General features: G+C 74.5%; 2 protein-coding genes. Both read right to left on the minus strand.

Annotation, left to right across the window (positions count from 1 at the left end; all coding sequences use genetic code 11):
- Window positions 1–19: 19 nt before the first annotated feature.
- Window positions 20–1,030: a 16S rRNA (cytosine(1402)-N(4))-methyltransferase RsmH gene (gene rsmH, locus AB0L40_RS27580; RefSeq protein ID WP_364361973.1), complete on the minus strand. Its 1,011-nt coding sequence runs from the start codon at window positions 1,028–1,030 to the stop codon at window positions 20–22.
- A 65-nt stretch (window positions 1,031–1,095) separates the two neighbouring features.
- Complete coding sequence (locus AB0L40_RS27585; RefSeq protein ID WP_364361975.1) at window positions 1,096–1,572, minus strand: hypothetical protein; 477 nt, start codon at window positions 1,570–1,572, stop codon at window positions 1,096–1,098.
- Between the last annotated feature and the right edge of the window lie 906 nt (window positions 1,573–2,478).

Raw genomic sequence — 2,478 nt, forward strand, 5'->3', positions numbered from 1 at the left:
CGCGGTGCGGGCGCGGCGCTCATGCGGGCACCGCGATCCGGCGGGCGCCGCGCAGGCGCGCCGACCGCGAACGGGGGTTCTGCTGCTGCTCCTCGGGGGCCGGCACGACGCCGCCCTTGCCGAGCACCTCGGCCTGGGGCTCCTGGCCGCAGACGCAGACGGGCAGGTCGGGCGGGCAGACGCAGCCGCGCAGCAGCGACGACACGAAGCGCTTGACGCGGCGGTCCTCGAGCGAGTGGAAGCTGATGACGGCGAGCCGGCCGCCGACGCCGAGGAGGTCCCAGGCGGCGGGCAGCGCGCGGTCGACCTGGCCGAGCTCGTCGTTGACGACGATGCGCAGCGCCTGGAAGGTCCGCTTGGCGGGGTGGCCGCCGACGTGGCGGGCCGGGGTCGGGATCGCGCCCGTGACGACGTCGACCAGCCGGCCGGTCGTGTCGATCGGGGCCTTCTCGCGCTCGCGGACGATCGCCTTGGCGATCTTCAGGGCGTAGCGCTCCTCGCCGTAGTCGCGCAGGGCGCGCGTCAGGTCGGGCACGTCCCAGGTCGCGACGATCTCGGCGGCCGAGATCTGCGGGACGTCGTCGTCCGTCGCGGCGCCGGGGTCGCCCATCCCCATCCGCATGTCGAGGGGCGCATCCCGCGTGTACGCGAAGCCTCGCTCCGCCTGGTCGATCTGCATCGAGGACATGCCGAGGTCGAAGTACGCCCCGTCGGCCCGGAATCCTTCCGCGGCGAGCGCTTCGAACGCCTCGGCGAAGGGCGCGGCGACGATCCGGACGCGGCACGGGACCTCGGTCGCGAAGCGCGCGGCGATCGCCAGGGCGACGGGATCGCGGTCGACGACGACGAGCGTCCCCTCCGGTCCGAGCCTCTGGGCGACGAGCCGGGCGTGGCCGCCGGCGCCGAACGTCCCGTCGATGACGGTCTGGCCCGGCTGCGGGTCGACCATCGCGACGGTCTCCTCCCAGAGGACCGGCAGGTGCGGGGCGTCCGCGGCGGGGGCCGCGGGATCGGGTCCAGAGGGCGGCACGGAGGGATCGTTCGACGGCGACGGGGCGATTCCCCCATCGTGACCGGTCGCCCGGGCGGGCCCGGTCAGGAGCCGGATCCGGGGTCGAACGGGAACGGCTGGTCGCCGATGTCCTGCGCGATGTCGAGCATGGCGCTCTCCAGCTCGGGCGCGTAGGACTCCCAGCCCTGGCGGTCCCAGAGCTCGAAGCGGCGGCCGGAGCCGACGAGCAGCACCTCGTTGCCCGTGATCTTCGCGTGGGCGAGGAACGCGGCGGGGATCGTGATGCGGCCCTGGCCGTCGAGGTCGCCCGGCAGCGCGGCGGAGTTCAGCCAGCGCTCGAGCTTGCGGGTGTTCGGGTGGGTGGGGTGCCGGCCCTTGAGCGACGCCTCGACGAAGGAGGCGTACTCCTCGGCCGGCTCGATGCCGACGGCGGGGACGTCGAAGGACTTCACGAGGGCCAGTCCGGCCTTGAACGGCTCGCGGAACTTCGCCGGGATCGTCAGGCGGTTCTTCGCGTCGAGCGTCAGCTCGAACTGGGACTGGAGCTGGAAGTCCGGCAAGGCGGCAGACCGGCGGAGATGACCGGTGCGAGCCGGGCCGGAAGCAGTGGGAGGTACCGCTTCCGGCCCGACTCGCTGCGCAGAAATCTACCCCACCGCGGGCCACTTCGCACCACCGAAATTGCCCATCGCCCCACTCGACCGTACCCGGCGCCTCGGCGGAACACGTGTTCGTATATCGCGATTCCCGATGCTTGCTGGACATAACGGCGTCCTCAAGACCGGGTGGGCGCCGGGTGCAGGTTTCGTTGCAGTTCCAAGGTGGAACAGACGTTCGTAGACATCCGGACCTTGTTCGATCCTGTTCGCTCGGGAGACCGGATTTCGGAACCTCGCAAAGAGCGACATTCTGCGGTTCGGTGGGGCCGAGTGGGGCGGATCGGTGGGTCGCTGTGGGGCGCGGGGCGCGCCCGGCCCACGGACGGCGCCGCACCGGAGCGGCCACCGGCCCGCCGACCGCGGGGCCCGAGGCGCGATGGACGCCGGACGACGGACGCGGCGGCCGCCGGCCGCCGGAGGCGGGGCGCGACGGACGTGCGGCGCGACCCCGGCGGCGGCGCCAGGCCGGGGCGCTCGCCGACGACGGCCCGGACGCTCCGATCGGCCGCCCGGCGGGCGGCGCGCCGTCCGAACGTCCAGGCCGCGTCTCGCGCACGCGCCCGCGGGGGCGCCCCCGCGTGACAGCGGTCACCCCCGGCCCGGTCACGGCGTACCATCGGGGACCCCTCGACGCCGTCCGCGGCCCAAGGACCAGCCATGACCGTCTCCCCTGCCGCCCGCCGCCCCGCCTCGACGTCCCGCAGGGTGATCGGCCGCGGACGCCGCACCGTCCCGATCGCCGTCCTGGCCGCCGCCGCGGTGGCCGTCGCCGGCTGCGGGTCCGACGACGCCGCGACGACGAACGCG

Origin of the sequence: Patulibacter sp. NPDC049589, assembly GCF_040675535.1 — a bacterium.
GTDB lineage: Bacteria > Actinomycetota > Thermoleophilia > Solirubrobacterales > Solirubrobacteraceae > Patulibacter.